Raw genomic sequence first — 20,432 nt, 5'->3', positions numbered from 1 at the left:
AAGTAATACCTAAAATCGCTGTTTCCGCTACTTTTTGATGCTTCATAAAAGCAACTAATTCAGTTTACCGCTGTTTATTGTATATTGAAATAATGACAAAAAATAAATCCAAAATAAAACACATGCTAAAAATCAATAGCTTCTTAATCCTGATTATCCTTTTTAGCCCTTTAATGCTTTTTTCACAAGATGGGCTTTACAAAATATACAGCGTTGAACTCCGCAGGGAAGTTAGCATGGCTGAAATGACCGACAAATTAGCCCATGCCGATGTGGTCTTCTTTGGTGAGGAACATAACGACTCTGTTGCGCATGTGCTGCAATTGGAATTACTCAAAGGTTTACATGCCATCCATGGGCAAGGGCTATCTCTTTCCATGGAAATGTTCCAAACCGATGTTCAACTGGTGCTTGATGAATACCTTGCCGGACAGATTACCGAGAGGAATTTGAAAGCCGATGCGCGACCCTGGAAAAACTACCCAGACTACCAAGGCATGGTCGAATATGCGAAGGAAAAGGGCTTGTATGTATTGGCAGCCAATGCGCCATCGCGCTATACGAACCGCGTAACCCGCGAAGGCATAACAAGTTTAATGGGGCTAGCGAAAGAAGCCAAAAAATACCTAGCGCCCTTACCCATTGACACCCTTAGGGGGCCATATTACGATAAGTTTAACGGTCTGATGGGTGGGCATAACGGCATGGGTAACCTCAAAATTTACCAGTCTCAAAACGTCTGGGATGCCACTATGGCCTGGAAAATTGCGCGCTTAGCCAAAAGGAGGCAAGTAAAGCAAATTCTTCACCTTAACGGACGTTTTCATAGCGACGAAAAGCTGGGTACTTATGCCCATTTGCAAGGCTATGCGAAGAAACTCAAACTGTCCAATATTGCAGCCTTCCCCCATGAAAGCTTTGCAAACCCTGATTGGGCAACCTGGGAGCACCTCGGTGATTTTATCATCATCACAGACCCAAATGTCAACCGTTCTTTTTAACAAAAAAATCAATTCATCATTAATAATTACAACATACTATGAATAATGAACTCGCCTACCAGTATGAACAATATAAAACAGCAAACCCTAAGGTTCGAATCCGCGATGCAGCCAAAGAGCTAGGCGTCACTGAAGCCGAGCTTGTCGCTGTGGGGCCAAATAACATCCGGTTGAGGCCCGCTTTCGAGGCCCTACTCAATGAAATCCCACGCTTAGGCTATGTTATGGCTTTAACTAGAAATGATTATGCAGTGCACGAGCGCAAAGGCATTTATACCGAAGCGCATTTCACCGATAAGATAGGCTTGGTTGTCAATCCTGAAATTGATCTGCGACTCTTTCTGTTCAGTTGGCATTCCATTTTTGCCGTACAGGAAGGCGACCGGAAGAGCATACAGTTCTTTGCCAAAAATGGAGAGGCCATCCATAAAATATACCTCACTGAAAGGAGCGATTTCACCGCCTTTGCAGCCATTCTTGAAAAATACCAGCTGCTCGATACCGATCAGCCCATCATCCTATCAACGGATGCTCAAGTACTGGAGGCAAGCGAAGATTCTCAGCAGGAGGTAGATGTGGCGGCCTTTCAAAAAGATTGGTTAGCGTTAGAAGATACGCATCACTTTTTTGCCATGTTGAAGAAACATAAGGTGGAGCGGACCAAGGCCATGGAAATTGCGCCTCCGGGCCATAGCAAAGCAATCGCTGTAGAGCAGTTAAAGGCGGTGCTGCATCAGGTTTCCGAAAAAGGGATTGATATTATGGTGTTTATCGGCAATAAAGGTTGCATTCAAATCCACAGCGGGAAAATGGAAAAACTTGTACAAACTGGCCCTTGGTTCAATGTTTTGGATAGCGAGTTTAACATGCATCTTCGGGAAGATCATATTGCTGCCACTTGGCTGGTTCGCAAACCAACGGTAGATGGAATCGTGAGTAGTTTAGAAGTCTTTGATGCAACAGGCGAACTCATCGTTCAGTTTTTCGGAAAGCGGAAACCCGGAATACCGGAATCTGAAGATTGGCGTGGCGTTTTAACCCTGTTAGATGCCTAAGCAGAAAAAGGATAAACCCATATCATGAAAAACCGATATGTAACATAAGTAGCATTGAATTAAAAATAAAGAATGGAAATTTGTTGAAGCCAATAGCCTTTAAGGCCTTGCCTATAAGTTTATTAGCAACAATGGATCAAAAGCATTTGTATTAATTTTTAAAGATTTTATATCATGGGATTCTTTTCAAACCTTTTCAAAAAAACAGATACGAGTAAATTACAGGAGGCGCTAGATGCTGGTGCTTTTCTAGTCGATGTTCGCACTGCTGCAGAGTTTGCAGAAGGCAGTGTGGCTGGCGCCGTAAATATTCCATTAGGCAATATTAGTCAGCAACTCGGAAAATTTAAGAATAAATCGGCCGTTGTTGTGTTTTGCAGAAGTGGCAGCCGAAGTAGTTTAGCAAAAAGTGTATTAGAGAAAAACGGCATCGAGCATGTTATTAATGGCCGTACTTGGCAAACTGTACAACAGCTAATCAAGTAAAAAAAGCTCTATTCTTTTTTGACTTCATCCTGCAGGCTTATCCCATGAGATAGCCTGCATTTTTTGTTTACACCCGTCCCAATATTTCAATAATATAATATTTATCTACTATGTAACTAATGTAACTAAGGAAGTGCTTTACAAGCCTGAATTTTGTGTCATACTTTAATACCTATGAAATATGTATAGCAAAATTTTAAAGCTCTTCCTATTAAGTTACGGCTTACTAGGACTAGCATTTGCACAAGAGGCCTTACAACTGGAAGAGGCCATTGCGCAAATGAAACAAAATAATACGCAACTCAAATTGGCCGACAGTGAAATCAGCCTCTCACAGGCGGAACTGTCGGGAACTAATGCCGCCTTTCTACCGAAAATTGCAGCGAGTTACACGGGATATATTACCAATGATCCATTAAATGCTTTTGGATTTAAACTGCAGCAAGGCATAGTCAGCCAAATGGACTTTGACCCGCAGCTTTTAAACAATCCTGATGCAACGGCAGACTTCCATACTAATCTATCGGTGCAAATGCCCATTTTAAATTTTGATGTTTTCTCTGCCAAAAAAGCACTCAAGGAGAAAATAAAAGCGACGGAATATAAAAAGCTATTTGCAACAGAAATGTTAGCCGTAGAAATTGAAAAAGCATACATCAATCTCCAATTCTTGTATGAGGCAAAAACAGCCGTAAAACAGGGGATTGCTGCGTATGCGGAGGTGTTGCGAAACACCAAGAACATGGAGAAACAGGGCTATGCGAAATATGCTGATGTACTAATGGTGCAAGTAGGCTTGTCAGAGGTGCAGCATAAGGAGATCGATATTGATAATAACATCGCCAATCTTTCCGATTACCTCAATTGGCTAATGGGCAGAACTAATAAGACCCTTTATAAGCCAACCGTTTCCCTCGTACAAAATCAGCTTTCTAGCCAGGAGCGGAGCTTCGCAGAAAACAGGTATGATCTCTTGGCCATGAAGTCCGGCTTAAATGCCCAGCAGGAAATGATCAATATGAATAAAAAGCGGCTTTTACCGCGATTAAATGGCTTTGGTTCCTTCGGTTTTCACGACAAAAAGATGTTTGGCTTCGGTAATAATGGCTATATGGCTGGACTATCCCTGAGCTGGGATATTTTCAATGGAAATGAAACCCTAAATAAAGACAGGCAACTAAAAATTTCCCAAGAAAGCATGCAAACGGAAATCCGCCTTCATGTCGAGAAAAATCAACTCGAGCTGGAGAAGGCCAACCGCGACTTAATAGCCAATAACGCCAAAATTCAATTAGCAAAATCGGCAAAAGAACAGGCCAGCGAATCATTACAGATTTTAGAAAATCGTTATGCCCAAGGGCTTGAGAAAACATCGGATGTCCTCGTTTCCCAAGCGACAGCCATTAGCAAGCAAGTCAATTTTCTAGAAGCCGTAAAAGACTTTAATCTTTCCGCTTTACAAATCAGGTTTTTAACACAACAAACAAATTAATCGATCACCTTATGAAAACAACAATAAGTTTATTAAGCCTTGCTTCTTTCCTTTTACTATTGGCTGCTTGTTCAGCACCCGAGGAAAAAAAGGCCAGCGAAATACCAGCCATTCCGGCTGAAGTTGCAATCATTTCCAATAGCAATGCAGGCAGTTTCGTTGCTGCCAGCGGCAAAATTGAAGCGCAAAACTCTGCTAATATCAGTACCCGGATGATGGGCTATATTACTGCCTTACCCGTGAAAACAGGGCAGCGGGTTAGCCAAGGGCAGCTGTTGGTCAGCATTAGTAATACCGATCTGCAAGCTAAAAAGGCGCAAGCAAGTGCGGCCGTTGCGCAGGCCAATGCCGCTTATAGCAATGCGAAAAAAGATTACGATCGCTTCGTGAACCTTTATGCCCAAAAAAGTGCTAGCCAAAAGGAACTGGACGATATGACCACGCGTTATGAAATGGCCAAAGCAGGCTTGGAAACCGCCCAGCAAATGAAAAAGGAAGTTATTGCTCAATTTGCCTACAGCAATATTACGGCGCCCTTTTCAGGCGTGGTAACCGGCACCTTCGCCAAAGCTGGAGATATGGCAAATCCAGGAATGCCGCTCCTTAGTTTAGAAGGAGAATCCAAGCTGCAAGCTGTGGTTATGGTGCCTGAGAGTGAAATATCCGCCATCAAAACCGGCCTTGCCGCAGATGTTACCATCAAATCTTTAAACAAAACGATAAAAGGCAAGGTGGTAGAGCGTAGTACTTCGGCAGCTCAAACCGCAGGGCAGTACCTGGTGAAGATTGACTTGGAAAATACCAAGGATATCCTATCCGGCATGTTTGTCAATGCCGTTTTTCCAGTCGAAAAAACATCGACGCAGGTATCCGCTAATCAGGTACTCATTCCTACAGAGGCCCTTATTTCGCAGGGGCAGCTTAAAGGTATTTACATCGTCAATGAAGACAATGTTGCCCTGTTACGCTGGTTGCGATTAGGAAAAGTGCATGGCAACGAAGTAGAAGTGCTTGCTGGCCTTGCTGCAAACGAACAGTATGTAGTAAAAGCAGATGGTAGATTGTTTAATGGCGCCAAAATTAAAAGGAATTAACCGATTAGTCCGGCAATAAAATCATAGAAAAACATGCAAAACGGTATTTCAGGAAAAATAGCATCGGTGTTTTTACAGTCCAAGTTATCCATCTTATTGATGATTGGATTGATTATCATCGGTATCTATAGTTCTTCCCTGATTCCTCGGGAAGAAGAACCGCAAATTAATGTGCCCATGGTCGATATTTTGGTCGGCTATCCTGGCGCAAGTCCTCAAGAGGTAGAAAGTAGGGTGTTGGAGCCCTTGGAAAAGGTTATTTCCAATATAAAAGGCGTTGAACATTTGCATAGCACGGCGATGAATGGGCAAGCCATGATTATTGTTCAGTTTTATGTAGGCGAGGATATTGAACGCTCTTATGTGAAGTTATACGATGAACTGAACAAAAACCAACAGTTATTACCTACGGGTGTTTATCCGCCCATGGTAAAAACCCGCTCCATTAATGATGTGCCCATGCTGGCATTGACGCTGTGGAGTGAAAAATACGATGATTTCCAGCTTCGACAGATAGCCGAAGAGGTATCCTCCGAGATCAAAAAAATTAAAGATGTGTCCAGCATTCAAGAGATCGGCGGAAGAAGCCGTGAATTGAAAATTGTGCTTGACAAGGATAAGATGGCGGAAAATGGCGTCGATGCCTTAAGTATCATGCAAATGGTACAGGCGAATAACGGCAGTTCACAATCCGGAAGCTTTGTCAATCAGGATACGGAATATTTATTAACCACCGGGCAGTTCTTATCATCACAAGAAGATGTCGAAAATCTCGTTGTCGGCGTAAATAAACAAATGCCTGTGTATTTGAAGCAGGTAGCCGATGTGGTCGATGGACCAGGCACCGCGCGAAGCTATGTGTCATTTGGCTATAGCAAGAATAATGAGCAGTATAAAAACAATGCCTCGGAATATCCGGCTGTAACACTTTCAATTGCAAAAGTAAAGGGCGCCGATGCCATGAAAATTGCCGAGCAGGTCTTATCTCGGGTAGAAACCCTACAAAAAGACATCATTCCTTCAGAAGTTAAGGTGGATGTGACGCGAAATTATGGCGAAACAGCCTCACATAAAGTGAATGAACTGTTGTTGCACTTATTTGTAGCCATCGTTGCCGTAACGGGCTTGGTGATGCTTGCCATGGGCTGGCGCGGAGGTTTAGTGGTCTTTCTTTCGGTACCGCTGACGTTCGCCCTCACCTTGTTTAGCTATTACATCCTGGGCTATACGCTGAATCGGATTACGCTATTTGCCTTAGTCTTCGTCGTCGGTATCGTGGTAGATGATAGTATTATCATTGCGGAGAATATGCACAGGCATTTCAAAATGCGTAAGCTTCCCTTTAAGGATGCCGCCATTTATGCCATCAATGAAGTCGGCAACCCAACCATCTTAGCGACCTTCACAGTTATTGCCGCTATTTTACCGATGGCCTTTGTATCGGGCATGATGGGACCTTATATGAGCCCAATGCCTATTGGGGCGTCCATTGCCATGATCTTATCCTTATTAGTTGCCTTGACTATTACGCCTTATTTAGGCTATCATTTATTGGTAGAGAAAGATAAGCAACAGCATAAGGAGGAACAAGGCCATGAAACCAGTTGGATTTATAGGATCTACCATAAATTTGAGAAACCCCTGTTAGACAGCAAAAAGAAACGCTGGCTGGTTTTAGGATTAACCACGGTTTTGTTGATAGGCTCTGTAGGGATGTTCTTTACCAAATCAGTGGCGGTAAAAATGCTTCCTTTCGATAATAAAAATGAATTCCAAGTGGTTATCGACATGCCGGAGGGTACAACCTTAGAGCGTACATCGGCCGTTACCAGAGAAATTGCCCAATATTTATCGACAGTTCCTGAGGTGGTGAATTACCAGAATTACATCGGCACATCGGCACCTATTACCTTTAATGGTTTAGTTCGCCATTACTATATGCGTGAAGGTAGCCATATGGCCGATATTCAGGTCAATTTATTAGATAAGAAAGAGCGGAAAGCCCAAAGCCATGACATCGCTAAAAGGGTGCGACCAAAGGTGCAGGAAATTGCCAAGAGGTTCCATGCCAACGTTAAAATTGTTGAGGTTCCTCCTGGGCCACCTGTACTCTCTACTTTGGTAGCAGAAATTTATGGCCCCGACCATAAGGAGCAAATCAAAGTAGCCTACCAGGTGAAGGAATTGCTGAAAAACACGAAAGATGTAGTGGATGTAGATTGGGGGGTGGAAGATGCCCAAACGGAATATCACCTGCAAGTAGATAAAGAAAAAGCCATGCTAAATGGGGTAGCCCCACAACAAGTGGTAGGCAATCTTACCTATTTATTGCGCGAGTTACCGGTTTCCAATCTATTCGATGAGCGATCGGTAGATCCGGTCGGCATTGTTATGGCGCTAGACGATCAGGACAAAACTAGTGTAGACAATATTTTAAGCCTGAAAGTGAAGGGGCAGCAAGGTAACATGGTTCCGGTACACGATATCGTGAAAGTGAAGCAAGACACCTTGCAAAAATCCATCAGCAGAAAAGATCAGCAACGGGTGGTATATGTGTTGGCCGATATGGCCGGCGCCTTAGAGAGCCCCGCATACGTGATATTAGGCATGGAGGAACAGCTTAAACAATTAAAATTGCCGAAAGGCTATAGCATTGGCGATATTTACATGGGCCAACCGCAGGATGAAAGTAATTTCACGGTGAAATGGGATGGCGAATGGCAGATTACCTTAGAAGTGTTTCGCGATCTGGGTATTGCCTTTATGGTGGTAATTATCATTATCTACATGCTGATTGTGGGCTGGTTTCAAAACTTTAAAACCCCTATTGTCATGATGGTGGCCATTCCGCTGTCGCTTATCGGTATTGTGCTAGGGCACTGGCTGCTAGGCGCCTTTTTTACCGCCACTTCTTTTATCGGAATGATTGCCCTGGCCGGGGTTATGGTTCGAAACTCTGTGCTGTTAATTGACTTTATCGAAATCCGACTCAAAGATGGCATCCCTTTAAAGCAAGCCATTATTGACGCTGGAGCAGTGCGGACAACGCCAATTCTGTTAACTACTGGAGCCGTGGTTATTGGTGCTTCGGTGATTTTGTTCGATCCTATTTTCCAAGGATTGGCCATCTCCTTAGTTGCCGGTGCCATTGTCTCTACCATTCTAACTTTATTCGTGGTGCCTTTGGTGTATTACATCGTTGAAAAGAAAAAATGGACCCATTAAGTCCTACACTAAGAGAGTCTAATAAATCGAAGCTTACTCTTTACTAAGGCTCCGCTTGTTCTTTCCCTTTACTGCCCCTTTTCACGCCCAAATTAAACCCCCTTCCAAAAAGGGTTTTATACGGATGTGAAAGGGGAGTGAAAGGGGAGAGAAAGGGATGTAGAACGTAGAAAAGCAGAAGGAGCTCGGAGGAAATCGTAGCAAAGAATAGATGCATTCAAGAGTATAGCAAGAGCTGAATGCATGGTCAGATTATTCATCTTCAAAATATTACATAATGAAACTACTTATCATTACAGCCAGCAAGGCATTTGAAAACCACATTAAAAATATATTAGCAGATGCACAGGTGAGTACCTATTCCTATAATGGCGTGGTAGGCTATCGGGATAGCACCTTAGATGCCGTTGAAAGCAATTGGTTTGGAACAGAAATGAATAAAACACCCTCGGTTTTGTTCTTTGCTTTTGTATCCCTTGAGCAATCGGATAGGGTATTCCATGCCGTTGAAATTCTGAATAAGGAAGAAGACTTCCGCTCAAAAGTACATTTAGCCATCGCTAATATTGAAAAATCAAATTAATTCATAAACATAACCTAAAACATCATGACTAGAGAACGCTACATCAAGCTAATTGCCGGCAGCATGATTTTAATTTCATCGCTGGGCGCTTATTTTGTAAACATCAACTGGATATGGCTGGGGGTATTTGTTGGTGCAAACCTCCTCCAATTTTCATTAACCAATTGGTGCTTATTAAATACCATACTTAAAGCATTGGGCATAAAGTCTGAACTGGACTGCACAAAATGCTAAGCAAAGGGTAGGGAGACTTGCCCTACTTTGTTACCAATACCTTCCTATCCTGGACTTTATAATACTTAAAATGCCGGGGAGGAAGTTTTTTTTTCTTAATTCTGATTTTGGAGGCTTTACAAATGTTACCTAAGATTGCAAATGAAATAAATATGACTTAATTTAGTTCCTCTTACATAAACTAAATAACTTGTTCAATCCGCATAATATCGTCATTCAACTACGTAAAGGCAATCAATTAGCCTTGCGTTGGCTATATGATGAATATGCGGAAGGCCTTTACCAATTGGCCATGCACATTTTGAAGGAAGAACAACATGCCGACGAGATGGTGCAAGATAGCTTTGTGCAATTATGGAATAGCCGCGAACGCCTTGATGAACAGTCCAATCTCAAAGCACTTTTATTTGTGATCTGCCGAAACAATAGCTTTAACCGCCTAAAGGTTAATCAACGACATCGATCGCGTTTTGTGGAGCTGGAGGACAGCAAGCTGGATTCTTCTTGGAGCCATGAGGAGGAGCCGTTGGCCGAAAAAGACTTAAAAGACCTGTTGGAAAAGGTCATTCGAAAGCTGCCCACGAAACAACAGTTGGTGTTTCGCTTAAGTCGATTAGAGGGCTTATCCCATCAGGAAATCGCCGATAGGCTTCAGATATCCAAAAATACGGTGAAAAACCATTTAATAGCGGCACTTAAAGCCGTGAAGGAGGAGCTGCAAGAAGTAAGGACCCAATCTTCCATTTATGCCTTGCTCTATTTTTACCTGTTTCTCTAATCCCAAAAATCTCCAATTTTATTTTTTTTAAATTTTTCTGCAAGAGACTAGTCCTTGCCGGCCACGAGTATTGTTCTTACTATAGAAACCAATGCTATGAACAACGTAAGGCTAGCCTATTTACTGGAAAAGTTTTTTACCGAGCAAATGTCTGTTGAAGAAGAACAAGAGCTTCAGGAGCATATGACCAACGATTTGGATGCCGAATCGGAAGCCATGTTTGCCCAGTATTACGAGCAATATAAAAAACCGATGCCCTTTCCACTGCGTCAGAAAGATGCGGTTTGGAAAGGTATTCAACAACAAATTGGCCGGAAAGAAAGAAGATGGCCCTCGCTTATCCGAATAGCTGCTGCAGTATTATTGTTTTTTACGGCGCTTGCTGGGTGGTATCTATACTTTAAAACAACCATAAACCATGATGAACTGTATGCGGAAGAAAATATTCTTTTAAAAAATAATCGGGCTTCCGTTTATCTAAAGGGGGCAGATGAGGATAGTTCCAGCGCCATGAATGATGTGGCCTTAGCCGAATACGGCGTGCAAATGGATAGCTCGGGCACCTTATTATTTCATGATCAGGCTTCTTCAGGTGTTCCAAGCAAACCTTCGAATTTAGTGATCAAGAGTAATCAGGCCCAAATTCAAGCCCTTGTTTTAGCCGATGGCACGAAAGTTTGGTTAAATAGCAATTCATCTATTGTGGTTCCTACGCGCTTTTCAGGCATCCGTAGGAATGTGGTATTAACAGGGGAGGCCTATTTTGAAGTGGCCAAAAATCCGCTGAAACCTTTTCAGGTGAAAGCCGGCGCTTTATTGACCGAGGTTCTAGGAACGCACTTTTCGGTCAACTCATCCAATTCCGAGGATGCTACAGTAACCCTGATGGAAGGAAAAGTGAAGGTGTCTAATGCGAGCAAATCCTTGTTGTTAGCACCGGGACAGCAGGCTGTTGGCGGCGCTAAGGCCATTGATAAATTTGACGTTGACTTGTTGGATTTACTCTCATGGAAAGAAGGCTATTTTAAATTTGACAATGCCAGCATTACCGAAATCATGAACCAAATTAAAGATTGGTATGATGTAAAATATGTACAAATAGAGGTAAATAACACGGATCGTTTTTCCGGAACCTATAAAAGAACCAATCAATTAACCGACCTATTAAAGAATTTAGAGGAGGTTTCAAGTATCACATTTAAGATCAAGGAAGGAGGAATACATGTGGTAAATAAATAACCTATAATATGAAACCAAACAAAAAGGGAGGTGCTGCCACACCCCCCCAAGGATAATACATGACCAATAACGACTAATTATAAATCATTTTATACCCTACTCAAATGTATAAAACTTATCAATTATTGCTGCATCCTTTGCGAAAGAATGCACTTAAAATTATGCTGTATATGAAACTGATTATTCTATTGCTGTGTATTGGCAGCATACATGTCAGTGCAAATACTTACGGACAGAATGTTTCCATCCACGCGAAAGGCGAACGTTTTAAACAAGTATTGGCTAAAATAAGAAAGCAGAGCGGACGCGATTTCCTCTATAATGCGAGGCTTGTCGATGAAAATAAACGAGTTGATCTTGTGGTGCAAGATAAACTTTGGACGCTTGCATTGGAAGAACTGTTAAGTTCGCAAGGACTGAGCTATGAACTGCGGAAACATAACGTGCTTATTTTCCCTAAAAATAGACAGAAACCTGAAAGCCTTATTAACAGCAGTTCCATTCAACAAGCTTTACGAGGCAGTGTTATTCTGCAGGATAATAGCCCTGTGGCTGGCGCGACGGTAAAACTATTGCCATCCGGACAGACGGTGAGCACCAATAGTTCCGGGGAATTTGTGTTTGAAAATGCACCAGCGCGCGGATCCATTGTCATTAATTATATAGGCTACCTGGAGAAAAGGGTAGAATATACCAGTTATAATGCCTTGACGGTTTCTTTAGACCCTTCCATCAGTGAGATTGATGAAATTGTAGTGGTGGGCTACGGTACACAAAAGAAGTCGGATTTAACGGGGTCGATTGTAGGGGTGCAAGCCAAAGACTTTACGCAGGGTGCCAATACAAATGCCTTGCAATTGTTGAACGGAAAAGCGCCAGGGGTAAACATCAGTCAGACCAACTCTGCTCCGGGGGCCGGTACAAAGATTCAGATCCGTGGAGCAGGCTCCATCAACAGCAGTAACGACGCGTTAATTGTGGTTGACGGCATGCCAGGTATAGACCCGTCCAGCCTGAGCCCCGATGATATTGAATCGGTGGATATCTTGAAAGATGCTTCTGCGGCTGCCATTTATGGTACGCGAGCTGCCAATGGTGTGGTGCTAATTACCACAAAGAAGGGACGTTCTGGAGCTGTTATTACCAAATACGATGCTTATGCGGGAATTCAGCAGGCCTCTCGTCAAATTCCGGTGTTAAACGGTCGCCAATATATGGAGGTGCTTAATGGCATTCGGAAAGATGCGGGGCGTGATTTAATTTTCACCGAGCAGCAGATTGCTGAAATTGGCGAAGGAACCAATTGGCAAGATGAAGTGCTCAATAATAATGCGATGGTGCAAAACCACCAATTGAGTTTTTCGGGGGGTGGCGAGAAGAGCACTTTCTATTCGGCATTAAACTACTTTAATCAAGACGGATTAATTAAACAATCGGGCTACAAGAAAATCAACTTCCGCACGAATCTAGAATTCCGTCCTAAAGATTATATCAAATTCAATATCAACGGAAACTATACCCGTGGCAACCAGAAAGCCATCTTAACCTCTAATGCCGCTAATGAAAATGCCGGACCTTTAGGCTCAGCCATTCAATTTGACCCGACTTTGGCGGCAACAAAAGATGCGAATGGCCGCTATTACCTGAATAACTTTATCGCTTTGGATAATCCATTGGCCTTATTGAATGGGATTGATAACCGCAACTTGACCAATACCTTCTATGGCTTGGCCTCTGCAGAAATTACGCCTTTGCCGGGTTTGACCGGTACGATTCGCGTGGGGGGCTCTGCAGCAAATAGCATGATGTCTAGTTATACCGACCGTTCGACCATCAAAGGTTTATCGAATGGCGGCATGGGGGAAAAAAATGCAACTTCAGGCTACCAATGGCTTACGGAATTCTTGCTAAACTATCAAAAAGATATTGCAGACCATAGTTTCAATATAATGGCGGGTACCACCTTTGAAGAGTTTGATGCTGAAGGTGTGGGTGCCAGCTCGATGAAGTTTCTGTCAGACGTTACTTCCTATCACCTCTTGCAAAGTGGGGATGGCGATAAAAGTGATAATGTAACCTCCTCTAAAACGAGAAACCGCTTGCACGGTATTTTAGGCCGTTTAAATTACAACTATAAAGGTAAATACTTATTTACGGCATCGATACGTGCCGATGGTACTTCCCGTTTCTCCGATGATCATAAATATGCCTTCTTCCCATCCGGAGCTTTAGCCTGGAAATTAACCGATGAGGATTTCCTAAGCCAATGGCGCGAACAGGGGAATAGCTTAAAACTTCGGGTAGGGTATGGGCAATTGGGGAACCAAGGGATTTCCAATTACCAAACCATCAATACCTTAATTTCATCCGGCAATGCCGTATTTGGCAATACCATTTATCAAGGGGTAGTGCCTGCACGCTTGCCAAATAAGAACCTGTGTTGGGAAAATACCGAAGAAATTAACGTGGGTTTAGATTTCGAATTCCTCCATGGGATATTAAGTGGATCGATCGACGCCTTCAAAAGAAACACAAAAGATCAATTGTTCAGCAAACCGATTCCTTCTGTTGTAGGATTCAGCAGCTATATGGTGAACTTCGGGAATGTTGAAAATAGAGGGATTGATTTCCAATTGCGCAGTAAGAATATTAGACGTGACGATTTTACTTGGGAAAGTACCTTTAACCTTTCCTTGTTAAAGAATGAAGTAAAGGAACTTCCTGATTTTATTCCGCAATTGATTACCGGAAATATTGCCAGCTTTATTTCAAACTACCAATTGGTGGAAAGGGGACATCCTATGCTATCTTTCTATGGCTTTGAAACGAATGGCATTTTCCAGAATGCTGAGGAAGTAGCCAACTCGGCGCAACCCAATGCGAAGCCTGGCCATATCCGCTTTGTGGATAAAAACCAAGACGGTAAAATTGATTTAAACGACCGTACGGTTCTGGGTAAACCATTCCCAACAGCCAATATCAGTTTAAGCAATAATTTCAGGTATCAGAAGTTTGCCTTAGATTTCTTATTGCAATATGTGGGAGGTATCAGTATGTTGGATGCCAACATTACGGAAACCTTATACCCAACCAATGAGTACAGAAACAGACTATCAGAATATTTATTAAACCGCTGGACCGTGGATAACCCCACGAATAAATACCCTAGTGCTGTAAATCCTACGGCCTATGGTGGTGATTATATCATCAATTCCATGACGATTCAGGATGCTTCCTTCCTGCGGTTAAAGAACGTCAATTTAAGCTATGAGGTTTTCAATAATGGCAATAAAATAAATCGGTTAAATGTATTCCTGGCGATGGAAAACTTAGCGACTTGGACGAAGTATAAGGGCTATGATCCGGATGCCAGTGCTACCGGTACGAGCTCGACGTCTAAAGTCAGCTATAACTCGTATCCATTAGCGCGTACATTTCGTTTAGGAATCAACTTAACCCTTTAATCTATTTTATCATGGCAACTTTTAAATTAAAATACCTACTCTTATTAAGTCTTCCTTTTTTTACGAGCGGCTGTAAGTCGTTTTTGGCCGAGGAAGTATATACGGAATACGATCCGAATGGATTCTTGCAAGATGCCAGTGGCATCGATGCCCTGCTGACCGGTGCCTATGCGCGTTCGCGTATCATCGCCTACGATCATCGGAACTATACCTATATGATGAATGAATTTAACACCGATGTTTCTTTTGAAACCGGGGGCGGCCTGGAGAAGGATGCGGCACCTTTTATTCAATTCAATTGGGCGGTGAACAATAGCTTTTTAAATGGATTTTGGCAGAAGATGTACCAGGCCATTGCCAGTGCGAACTCGGTATTGCTGCTGTCGAACCAATTGGGTGGTTTAGACCAAGAAAAGCTGAATAAGATTCAAGCGGAGGCACGTTTTATCCGTGGCTCTTCCTATTACTTCTTATACAATTTGTTTGGTCCTACACCTTTAATTGATATTCCAGCAGATGCTACCCCGGAACAGATTGAAGAAATCGGTAAAAATACAGCTAGAGCGACACGGGAGGTTTTTGTGAACTATGTGGTAGCAGATTTAGAGTTTGCTGCTCAATATTTGCCCTTGGCAGAAAACCCTATCGGCCGAGCGAGCAAAGGCGCGGCCTATGGCTACTTGATGAAGCTTTACCTAAAAGAGAAAAACTGGGCCAAGATTGCCGAGGTGACCAAACAGGTAATCGATGGCAAACAGTATGAACTGTATGCCGATTATACCAAGCTTTTTAACGTCTTGGGCGAGAGCAATAAGGAGTTTATTTTCCGGGCACCTTGTTTACCTCAGAGTGGTTACCACAATAACTACATGGCGCATGCATTTCCGCCAAATTACCCGATCCTGTCCAATCAAATTAATTTCGGTGCACAATTCCGTACCTATTCAGCTTTTTATAAAACTTTTGACGCGAATGACCGTCGACGGGAGTTACTGATTCGTTCGTATACGGATGTTTCCGGGAAAAACGTTGAATTGTTGGAAGATGCTGCTGGAAAAGCTTTAGACAATGTGCGTAGTTTTAAATATTGGCCCGATCCGAATGCAGTGGGCGAAGCCATGGGCAATGATATTGTTTACATTCGCTATGCCGATATTTTATTAAGTAGGGCAGAAGCGTTAAACGAGCTGTCAGGCCCTACCCAAGAAGCCATCGATTTAATAAATGCCGTTCGGCAGCGGGCAAATGCAGCTACACTTACCTTAGCCAGCTACCCAACCAAGGAGGGCTTACGCGATTTCCTATTGGCCGAAAGAGGACGTGAGTTTTATTCGGAGGGATTACGCCGGGAGGACCTCATTCGACATGGTAAATTTATCAGCTCGGCCCGTTCTCGTGGATATGCGGCTAAAGACCATCAGGTGTTATACCCTATTCCTTTGCAACAGATTGACGCCAACCCAAATTTAGAGCAGAATGATGGGTATTAAGCAGCTTACTACAACCTTGCTTGCTGGCCTGCTTTGCTTCGTTGGAGCAAGCCTGCAAGCGCAGGAGTTACCTAAACCTAATAAAGCCCAATTGGCCTGGCAACAGGCCGAATTGGGTATAATTTTCCATTATGACCTGCACGTGTTTGATGGGAAAGCATACAGCCAAGGGCAAAATAGGATTACGCCTGTGGCGGATATCCATCAGTTTAATCCGACGCAATTGGATGTGGAGCAATGGGTGCTGACAGCGAAAGCCGCCGGTGCGAAATTTGCCCTCATTACGGCTACCCATGAAACGGGCTTCGCCTTATATCCTTCGAAGGCGAACCCCTATAATACGAAAGCGGTGGGTTGGACCAATGGGAAGGAAGATTTAGTAGGTGATTTTATCAAAGCTTGTAGAAAGCATGGATTAGAGCCGGGCGTGTATTTAGGCATCCGATGGAATTCTTTTTTGGGGGTGCATGATTTTGTTGTGGATGGGCAAGGAGAAATGCAAAAGCAACGCCAAAAGTTTTATAACCAGATGGTGGAAGAGATGGTTAAAGAAATATGCACCTGGTATGGTCCCTTGTTTGAAATCTGGTTTGATGGTGGTGCTAGCCATCCGGACAAAGGCGCACCTGACGTATTGCCTATCGTTAAGAAATACCAACCCGATTGTTTGTTCTATCATAACGATCAATTGGCGGAAGCACGCTGGGGCGGTTCGGAATCGGGAACCGTCAATTATCCCTGCTGGTCTACTTTTCCCTTTCCACATACAGGATCTGGGGAGAGTGCGCCAAAGGCTATTTGGGAGAACAAGTATGAGCTCTTAAAAACGGGTGATCCGAATGGGGCTTATTTTATGCCGGCTATGGCCGATGCGCCTTTACGTGGCGATAATGGTCGCCATGAATGGTTCTGGGAACCCAACGATGAACACAGTATCTTTTCAACGGCCAAACTGCTGGATATGTACCATAAATCAGTCGGTCGGAATGCCACCTTGATCTTAGGGCTTACACCGGATACCAGCGGACTTGTTCCGCAAGCTGACCACATCAGGATGCAGGAATTTGGGCAGGAACTAGCCCGCCTGTATAAAGATCCGGTGCAGGGTGCTAAAAAGTCCACTAATCAGCTGCAATTTAATCGTGATCAGCCTATAAGTCGCATTGTGCTGGGGGAGGATCTTCGGGAAGGGCAGAAGGTACGTGCGTTCCGTGTCCAAGCGCAAGTCAAAGGAAAATGGACAACGATCTATTCTGGAAGCGCTATTGGCAATAAGCATATTATCCTGTTAGAAAAACCCGTAACTTGTAAATCCATCCGTATTTTAGTAGACCAAGCAGTAGGAACTCCTACGCTTACAACCTTGAATGTATATGAAACGAATTAATTTAATCCTCAGTTGTTGCACGGTTTTGGGCTGCCTATTTTTGGGGGGCTCAGCGCAAGCACAGCAGGCTAAGCAACCCAATATTGTAGTATTCTTTGTTGATGATTTAGGCTGGCAGGATATTTCTGAGCCTTTCTATAAAGAAGTAACGCCGATAAACCGTAAGTTCCATACCCCGCACTTGGAAGCCTTGGCAAAAGAAGCAACAAAATTCACCAATGCGTATGCAACGCCTGTTTGTACGCCTTCGCGGGTCAGTATGCTGACGGGCTTAAATGCCGCCCATCATAAAGTGACGAATTGGACGCATCCAACCGCAAATAAACCAACGGATAATCCAGACGACATGCTGACACCGCCGGATTGGAATATCAACGGCATGAGTCCGGATCCTAATGTCCCGCATACGGTATATGCGACGCCCTTTCCGCAGATCTTAAAAGATAATGGCTACTATACCATTCATATCGGCAAGGCGCATTGGGGCTCCGCAGGTACGCCAGGAGCAAGCCCCTTGAACCTGGGTTTTATGGTGAATATTGCCGGTCACTCTGCCGGACACCCGCAAAGCTATTATGGCGAAGAAAATTATGGCAATATGCCTGGCAAAGCTAGCCATCAGGCTGTTCCTGATTTAATGGAATACCATGGGAGAGATACATTCCTGACGGAAGCTTTAACTTTAGAAGCCATTAAAACCTTGAAGGAGCCTATTAAACGGAAAGAACCCTTCTTTTTAAATTTCTCTAACTATGCGGTGCATGTGCCTATTATGCCTGATCCTCGTTTTGTACAGAAGTACCTGGATAAAGGGCTAGATCCGGTAGAAGCAGGCTATGCCTCCTTAGTGGAAGGATTTGATAAGAGCATCGGAGATATTGTTCAGTTTTTAAAGGATAATGGGCAGTATGAAAATACAGTGATTATCTTCCTGAGTGATAACGGCGGACTTAGCCGGAATCCGCAACGTTCAGGACCTGATCATACGCAGAACTTACCGCTGCGAGCCGGAAAAGGATCGGTGTATGAGGGGGGAATCCGCGTTCCTTTATTGATTAAAAATGCGAATAACCATATGGCCAGAAGTACCGAATCGCCCGTGATTGTGGAAGACCTTTTCCCTACGATCTTGGAATTGGCCGGTATTCAGGATTACCCTTTGGTGCAAAAGACCATAGATGGTCAGAGTTTGGTGAGCCTAATTGATGGCAAACAAGACAATTCTTGGAATAGCCGTAATCTGGTTTGGAATATTCCGAATAAATGGATTGTACAGGATGGCCCGGGTATTAACTTCTTTTCGGCGATTCGTCAAGGCGATTACAAACTCGTTTATGACATGAAAAATCAGAAACTGGAGTTGTATAACCTGCGTGATGATATTGGCGAAACAAAAGATATCGCTAAACAGCATAAAAAGAAAGTGAAGGAGCTTAGCAACCTGCTAACCGAAAGGTTTAAAGCCTGGGACGCCCAATTGCCAACTTATAAAGCGACGGGCAAGAAAGTACCCTATCCGAATGAGTTGAACTAGGTTCAGGCTTTAAACTTCCTAGAATCTTAATTCAATACAATATCTGCAAAGAAATCGGGATGACTGAACTCCACGAGTCCCGATTCTTTGATCTTATTACCAACTTTCAACGTCTGCGTAATATCGTTAACCCGTAATTCATAAACATCGTCCATAAATTCATTTTCATTTTCCAGTACTGCTTGCTTATCTACGATTAAAAGAACCTGCGTCAGTTTTACGCCTGCTTTTAATTTGATAACAATATTCCCTGTAGGCCTTAAAGAATACCCGTCTTTCATTTTATAGGTGGGAATTGCCTTTTCAATAAGTTGTTTATGGACTTGATTAAATGCATTAAAATTTGCTTTATCTAGAATAAAGCGATCCTCTGCTGCCACGACAATCTTCTCCTTAAATGGGGAATCCAAATCACTTGCCTTATGGCCAGCCTTTAACTGCACTAAATAATAGGAATCATCCGACCAAAGGGGAATCTTTTGTTCGGTAGACCAGTAATAATAACCATTCGCAATTTGATACTCATCTGTTCCTTCATCAGCAGCATGATCGGATTTAGAACAAGAGGACAACATTAAAAGAATACTCAAGAATAAATAAAATGGTTTCATAGGATATACATGATAATTGGTTTCCTTAACAAAACGGTAATACACATATTATTGCTACAACTTGTAAGATGCAAGTTAAATTTTAATTAACGAAACCTAATCTAAACCTTTTATACACTTTAAGTGTTCTCTCTACATGTTGGAAGATAAAAGATTTAAGCAAACCTGGATATGGGTAATTATTACTATCGTTGTCCTGATACTTGTATATTTGGTTTGGCACTTTTTATTTACTAATATTCAAGAAGTGGAGGAAGTCATTCCGGATTAAACACCCGCCCTAAAATAGATACCTATGAACACAGCAATCATATCCTTAGAAAAACAGTATTGGCAGCGTATGGAAAACCATGAGCTAGATGGCTTATTGGACTTAACCTATTTCCCTTGCATTGTATCCAGTAGCAAAGGAATTCGGAAGGCGGATAAGCAATCTTTCGTTGATATGTTCGAACAAGGCAAGGAATTAGTTTTTAAGGTGCTTTCGATAAGCGAGGAAGAAGTCATTGAATTAACTGATCAAACCGCGGTAATAGCCTACAAAGTTGCTACGGAGAAAACCTATCAAGGCAAAACTTGGCAGGACAGCTGCGTGTGTAATTCCACTTGGGTATTGAAAGATGGCGCTTGGAAATGCGCCATGCACAGTGAAATAGAACTGGAAAAGTAAAGGGATTTACAAGCTTTCATGCTGTTAAGTTCAAGCTAGATTAACTTTAATCGCTATCTTTGCGTTGCATTAGCTATACAAAGATATTT

The 20,432-nt window shown here is 42.9% G+C and carries 16 protein-coding genes; 15 read left to right on the top strand and 1 reads right to left on the bottom strand.

The genetic code is table 11. The annotated features are described in order from the left end of the window. The first annotated feature begins 122 nt into the window (after positions 1 to 122). The 14 genes from GQF63_RS02515 (at position 123) to GQF63_RS02450 (ending at position 19,062) form a co-directional block, all read left to right on the top strand. The gene (locus GQF63_RS02515; RefSeq protein WP_160367545.1) at positions 123 to 1,001 is read left to right on the top strand and encodes a ChaN family lipoprotein; all 879 of its coding nucleotides are present in this window, start codon (positions 123 to 125) and stop codon (positions 999 to 1,001) included. Between the two features lie 38 nt (positions 1,002 to 1,039). Then, positions 1,040 to 2,056 (top strand): hemin-degrading factor, encoded by a 1,017-nt coding sequence (locus tag GQF63_RS02510; RefSeq protein WP_160367544.1) that lies wholly within the window; start codon positions 1,040 to 1,042, stop codon positions 2,054 to 2,056. A 174-nt stretch (positions 2,057 to 2,230) separates the two neighbouring features. Beyond that, positions 2,231 to 2,542 (top strand): rhodanese-like domain-containing protein, encoded by a 312-nt coding sequence (locus tag GQF63_RS02505; RefSeq protein WP_160367543.1) that lies wholly within the window; start codon positions 2,231 to 2,233, stop codon positions 2,540 to 2,542. Between the two features lie 181 nt (positions 2,543 to 2,723). Then, entirely contained in the window at positions 2,724 to 4,034 is a 1,311-nt protein-coding gene (locus GQF63_RS02500; RefSeq protein WP_160367542.1) for a TolC family protein, read from the top strand. A gap of 11 nt (positions 4,035 to 4,045) precedes the next feature. Then, positions 4,046 to 5,128, top strand: a complete 1,083-nt coding sequence (locus GQF63_RS02495) for an efflux RND transporter periplasmic adaptor subunit (RefSeq protein ID WP_160367541.1) — start codon at positions 4,046 to 4,048, stop codon at positions 5,126 to 5,128. A 33-nt stretch (positions 5,129 to 5,161) separates the two neighbouring features. Then, positions 5,162 to 8,353: an efflux RND transporter permease subunit gene (locus GQF63_RS02490; protein WP_160367540.1), complete on the top strand. Its 3,192-nt coding sequence runs from the start codon at positions 5,162 to 5,164 to the stop codon at positions 8,351 to 8,353. Positions 8,354 to 8,630: 277 nt separating this feature from the next. Further along, on the top strand, positions 8,631 to 8,936 hold the full coding sequence (locus GQF63_RS02485; protein ID WP_160367539.1) for a hypothetical protein: 306 nt from the start codon (positions 8,631 to 8,633) through the stop codon (positions 8,934 to 8,936). A gap of 24 nt (positions 8,937 to 8,960) precedes the next feature. Beyond that, positions 8,961 to 9,170 carry a YgaP family membrane protein gene (locus tag GQF63_RS02480; RefSeq protein WP_160367538.1) on the top strand — a complete coding sequence of 70 codons (210 nt, stop codon included), beginning with the start codon at positions 8,961 to 8,963 and terminating at the stop codon, positions 9,168 to 9,170. Positions 9,171 to 9,360: 190 nt separating this feature from the next. Further along, entirely contained in the window at positions 9,361 to 9,948 is a 588-nt protein-coding gene (locus GQF63_RS02475; protein WP_160367537.1) for an RNA polymerase sigma factor, read from the top strand. 96 nt (positions 9,949 to 10,044) lie between these two features. Next, complete coding sequence (locus GQF63_RS02470; RefSeq protein WP_160367536.1) at positions 10,045 to 11,187, top strand: FecR family protein; 1,143 nt, start codon at positions 10,045 to 10,047, stop codon at positions 11,185 to 11,187. Positions 11,188 to 11,357: 170 nt separating this feature from the next. Further along, on the top strand, positions 11,358 to 14,651 hold the full coding sequence (locus tag GQF63_RS02465) for a TonB-dependent receptor (protein ID WP_212592446.1): 3,294 nt from the start codon (positions 11,358 to 11,360) through the stop codon (positions 14,649 to 14,651). 11 nt (positions 14,652 to 14,662) lie between these two features. After that, complete coding sequence (locus GQF63_RS02460; RefSeq protein WP_160367534.1) at positions 14,663 to 16,141, top strand: RagB/SusD family nutrient uptake outer membrane protein; 1,479 nt, start codon at positions 14,663 to 14,665, stop codon at positions 16,139 to 16,141. Continuing rightward, complete coding sequence (locus GQF63_RS02455; protein ID WP_212592445.1) at positions 16,128 to 17,528, top strand: alpha-L-fucosidase; 1,401 nt, start codon at positions 16,128 to 16,130, stop codon at positions 17,526 to 17,528. The genes GQF63_RS02460 and GQF63_RS02455 overlap by 14 nt, the downstream gene beginning before the upstream one ends. Further along, positions 17,515 to 19,062, top strand: a complete 1,548-nt coding sequence (locus GQF63_RS02450; protein ID WP_160367533.1) for a sulfatase — start codon at positions 17,515 to 17,517, stop codon at positions 19,060 to 19,062. The genes GQF63_RS02455 and GQF63_RS02450 overlap by 14 nt, the downstream gene beginning before the upstream one ends. A 26-nt stretch (positions 19,063 to 19,088) precedes the next feature. Here GQF63_RS02450 and GQF63_RS02445 read toward each other — a convergent pair whose 3' ends face one another. Continuing rightward, positions 19,089 to 19,673 carry a hypothetical protein gene (locus GQF63_RS02445; RefSeq protein WP_160367532.1) on the bottom strand — a complete coding sequence of 195 codons (585 nt, stop codon included), beginning with the start codon at positions 19,671 to 19,673 and terminating at the stop codon, positions 19,089 to 19,091. 295 nt (positions 19,674 to 19,968) lie between these two features. On the opposite strand from GQF63_RS02445, the gene GQF63_RS02440 reads away from it, so the two are divergent. Further along, positions 19,969 to 20,343, top strand: coding sequence for a nuclear transport factor 2 family protein (locus GQF63_RS02440; RefSeq protein WP_160367531.1), 375 nt, complete (start codon positions 19,969 to 19,971; stop codon positions 20,341 to 20,343). The last annotated feature ends 89 nt before the right edge of the window (positions 20,344 to 20,432 follow it).

The sequence above is a fragment of the Sphingobacterium humi genome (assembly GCF_009768885.1).
GTDB lineage: Bacteria > Bacteroidota > Bacteroidia > Sphingobacteriales > Sphingobacteriaceae > Sphingobacterium > Sphingobacterium humi.
The sequence above is the reverse complement of the archived record's forward strand: the minus strand, read 5'-3'. Positions and strand labels throughout refer to the sequence as shown.

Coding starts and splice junctions, on each gene's coding strand:
- GQF63_RS02500 (WP_160367542.1), top strand. CDS start 2,724: ATGTATAGCAAAATTTTAAAGCTCTTCCTATTAAGTTACGGCTTACTA.
- GQF63_RS02465 (WP_212592446.1), top strand. CDS start 11,358: ATGAAACTGATTATTCTATTGCTGTGTATTGGCAGCATACATGTCAGT.
- GQF63_RS02450 (WP_160367533.1), top strand. CDS start 17,515: ATGAAACGAATTAATTTAATCCTCAGTTGTTGCACGGTTTTGGGCTGC.
- GQF63_RS02485 (WP_160367539.1), top strand. CDS start 8,631: ATGAAACTACTTATCATTACAGCCAGCAAGGCATTTGAAAACCACATT.
- GQF63_RS02470 (WP_160367536.1), top strand. CDS start 10,045: ATGAACAACGTAAGGCTAGCCTATTTACTGGAAAAGTTTTTTACCGAG.
- GQF63_RS02440 (WP_160367531.1), top strand. CDS start 19,969: ATGAACACAGCAATCATATCCTTAGAAAAACAGTATTGGCAGCGTATG.
- GQF63_RS02515 (WP_160367545.1), top strand. CDS start 123: ATGCTAAAAATCAATAGCTTCTTAATCCTGATTATCCTTTTTAGCCCT.
- GQF63_RS02510 (WP_160367544.1), top strand. CDS start 1,040: ATGAATAATGAACTCGCCTACCAGTATGAACAATATAAAACAGCAAAC.
- GQF63_RS02495 (WP_160367541.1), top strand. CDS start 4,046: ATGAAAACAACAATAAGTTTATTAAGCCTTGCTTCTTTCCTTTTACTA.
- GQF63_RS02480 (WP_160367538.1), top strand. CDS start 8,961: ATGACTAGAGAACGCTACATCAAGCTAATTGCCGGCAGCATGATTTTA.
- GQF63_RS02445 (WP_160367532.1), bottom strand. CDS start 19,673: ATGAAACCATTTTATTTATTCTTGAGTATTCTTTTAATGTTGTCCTCT.
- GQF63_RS02460 (WP_160367534.1), top strand. CDS start 14,663: ATGGCAACTTTTAAATTAAAATACCTACTCTTATTAAGTCTTCCTTTT.
- GQF63_RS02455 (WP_212592445.1), top strand. CDS start 16,128: ATGATGGGTATTAAGCAGCTTACTACAACCTTGCTTGCTGGCCTGCTT.
- GQF63_RS02490 (WP_160367540.1), top strand. CDS start 5,162: ATGCAAAACGGTATTTCAGGAAAAATAGCATCGGTGTTTTTACAGTCC.
- GQF63_RS02505 (WP_160367543.1), top strand. CDS start 2,231: ATGGGATTCTTTTCAAACCTTTTCAAAAAAACAGATACGAGTAAATTA.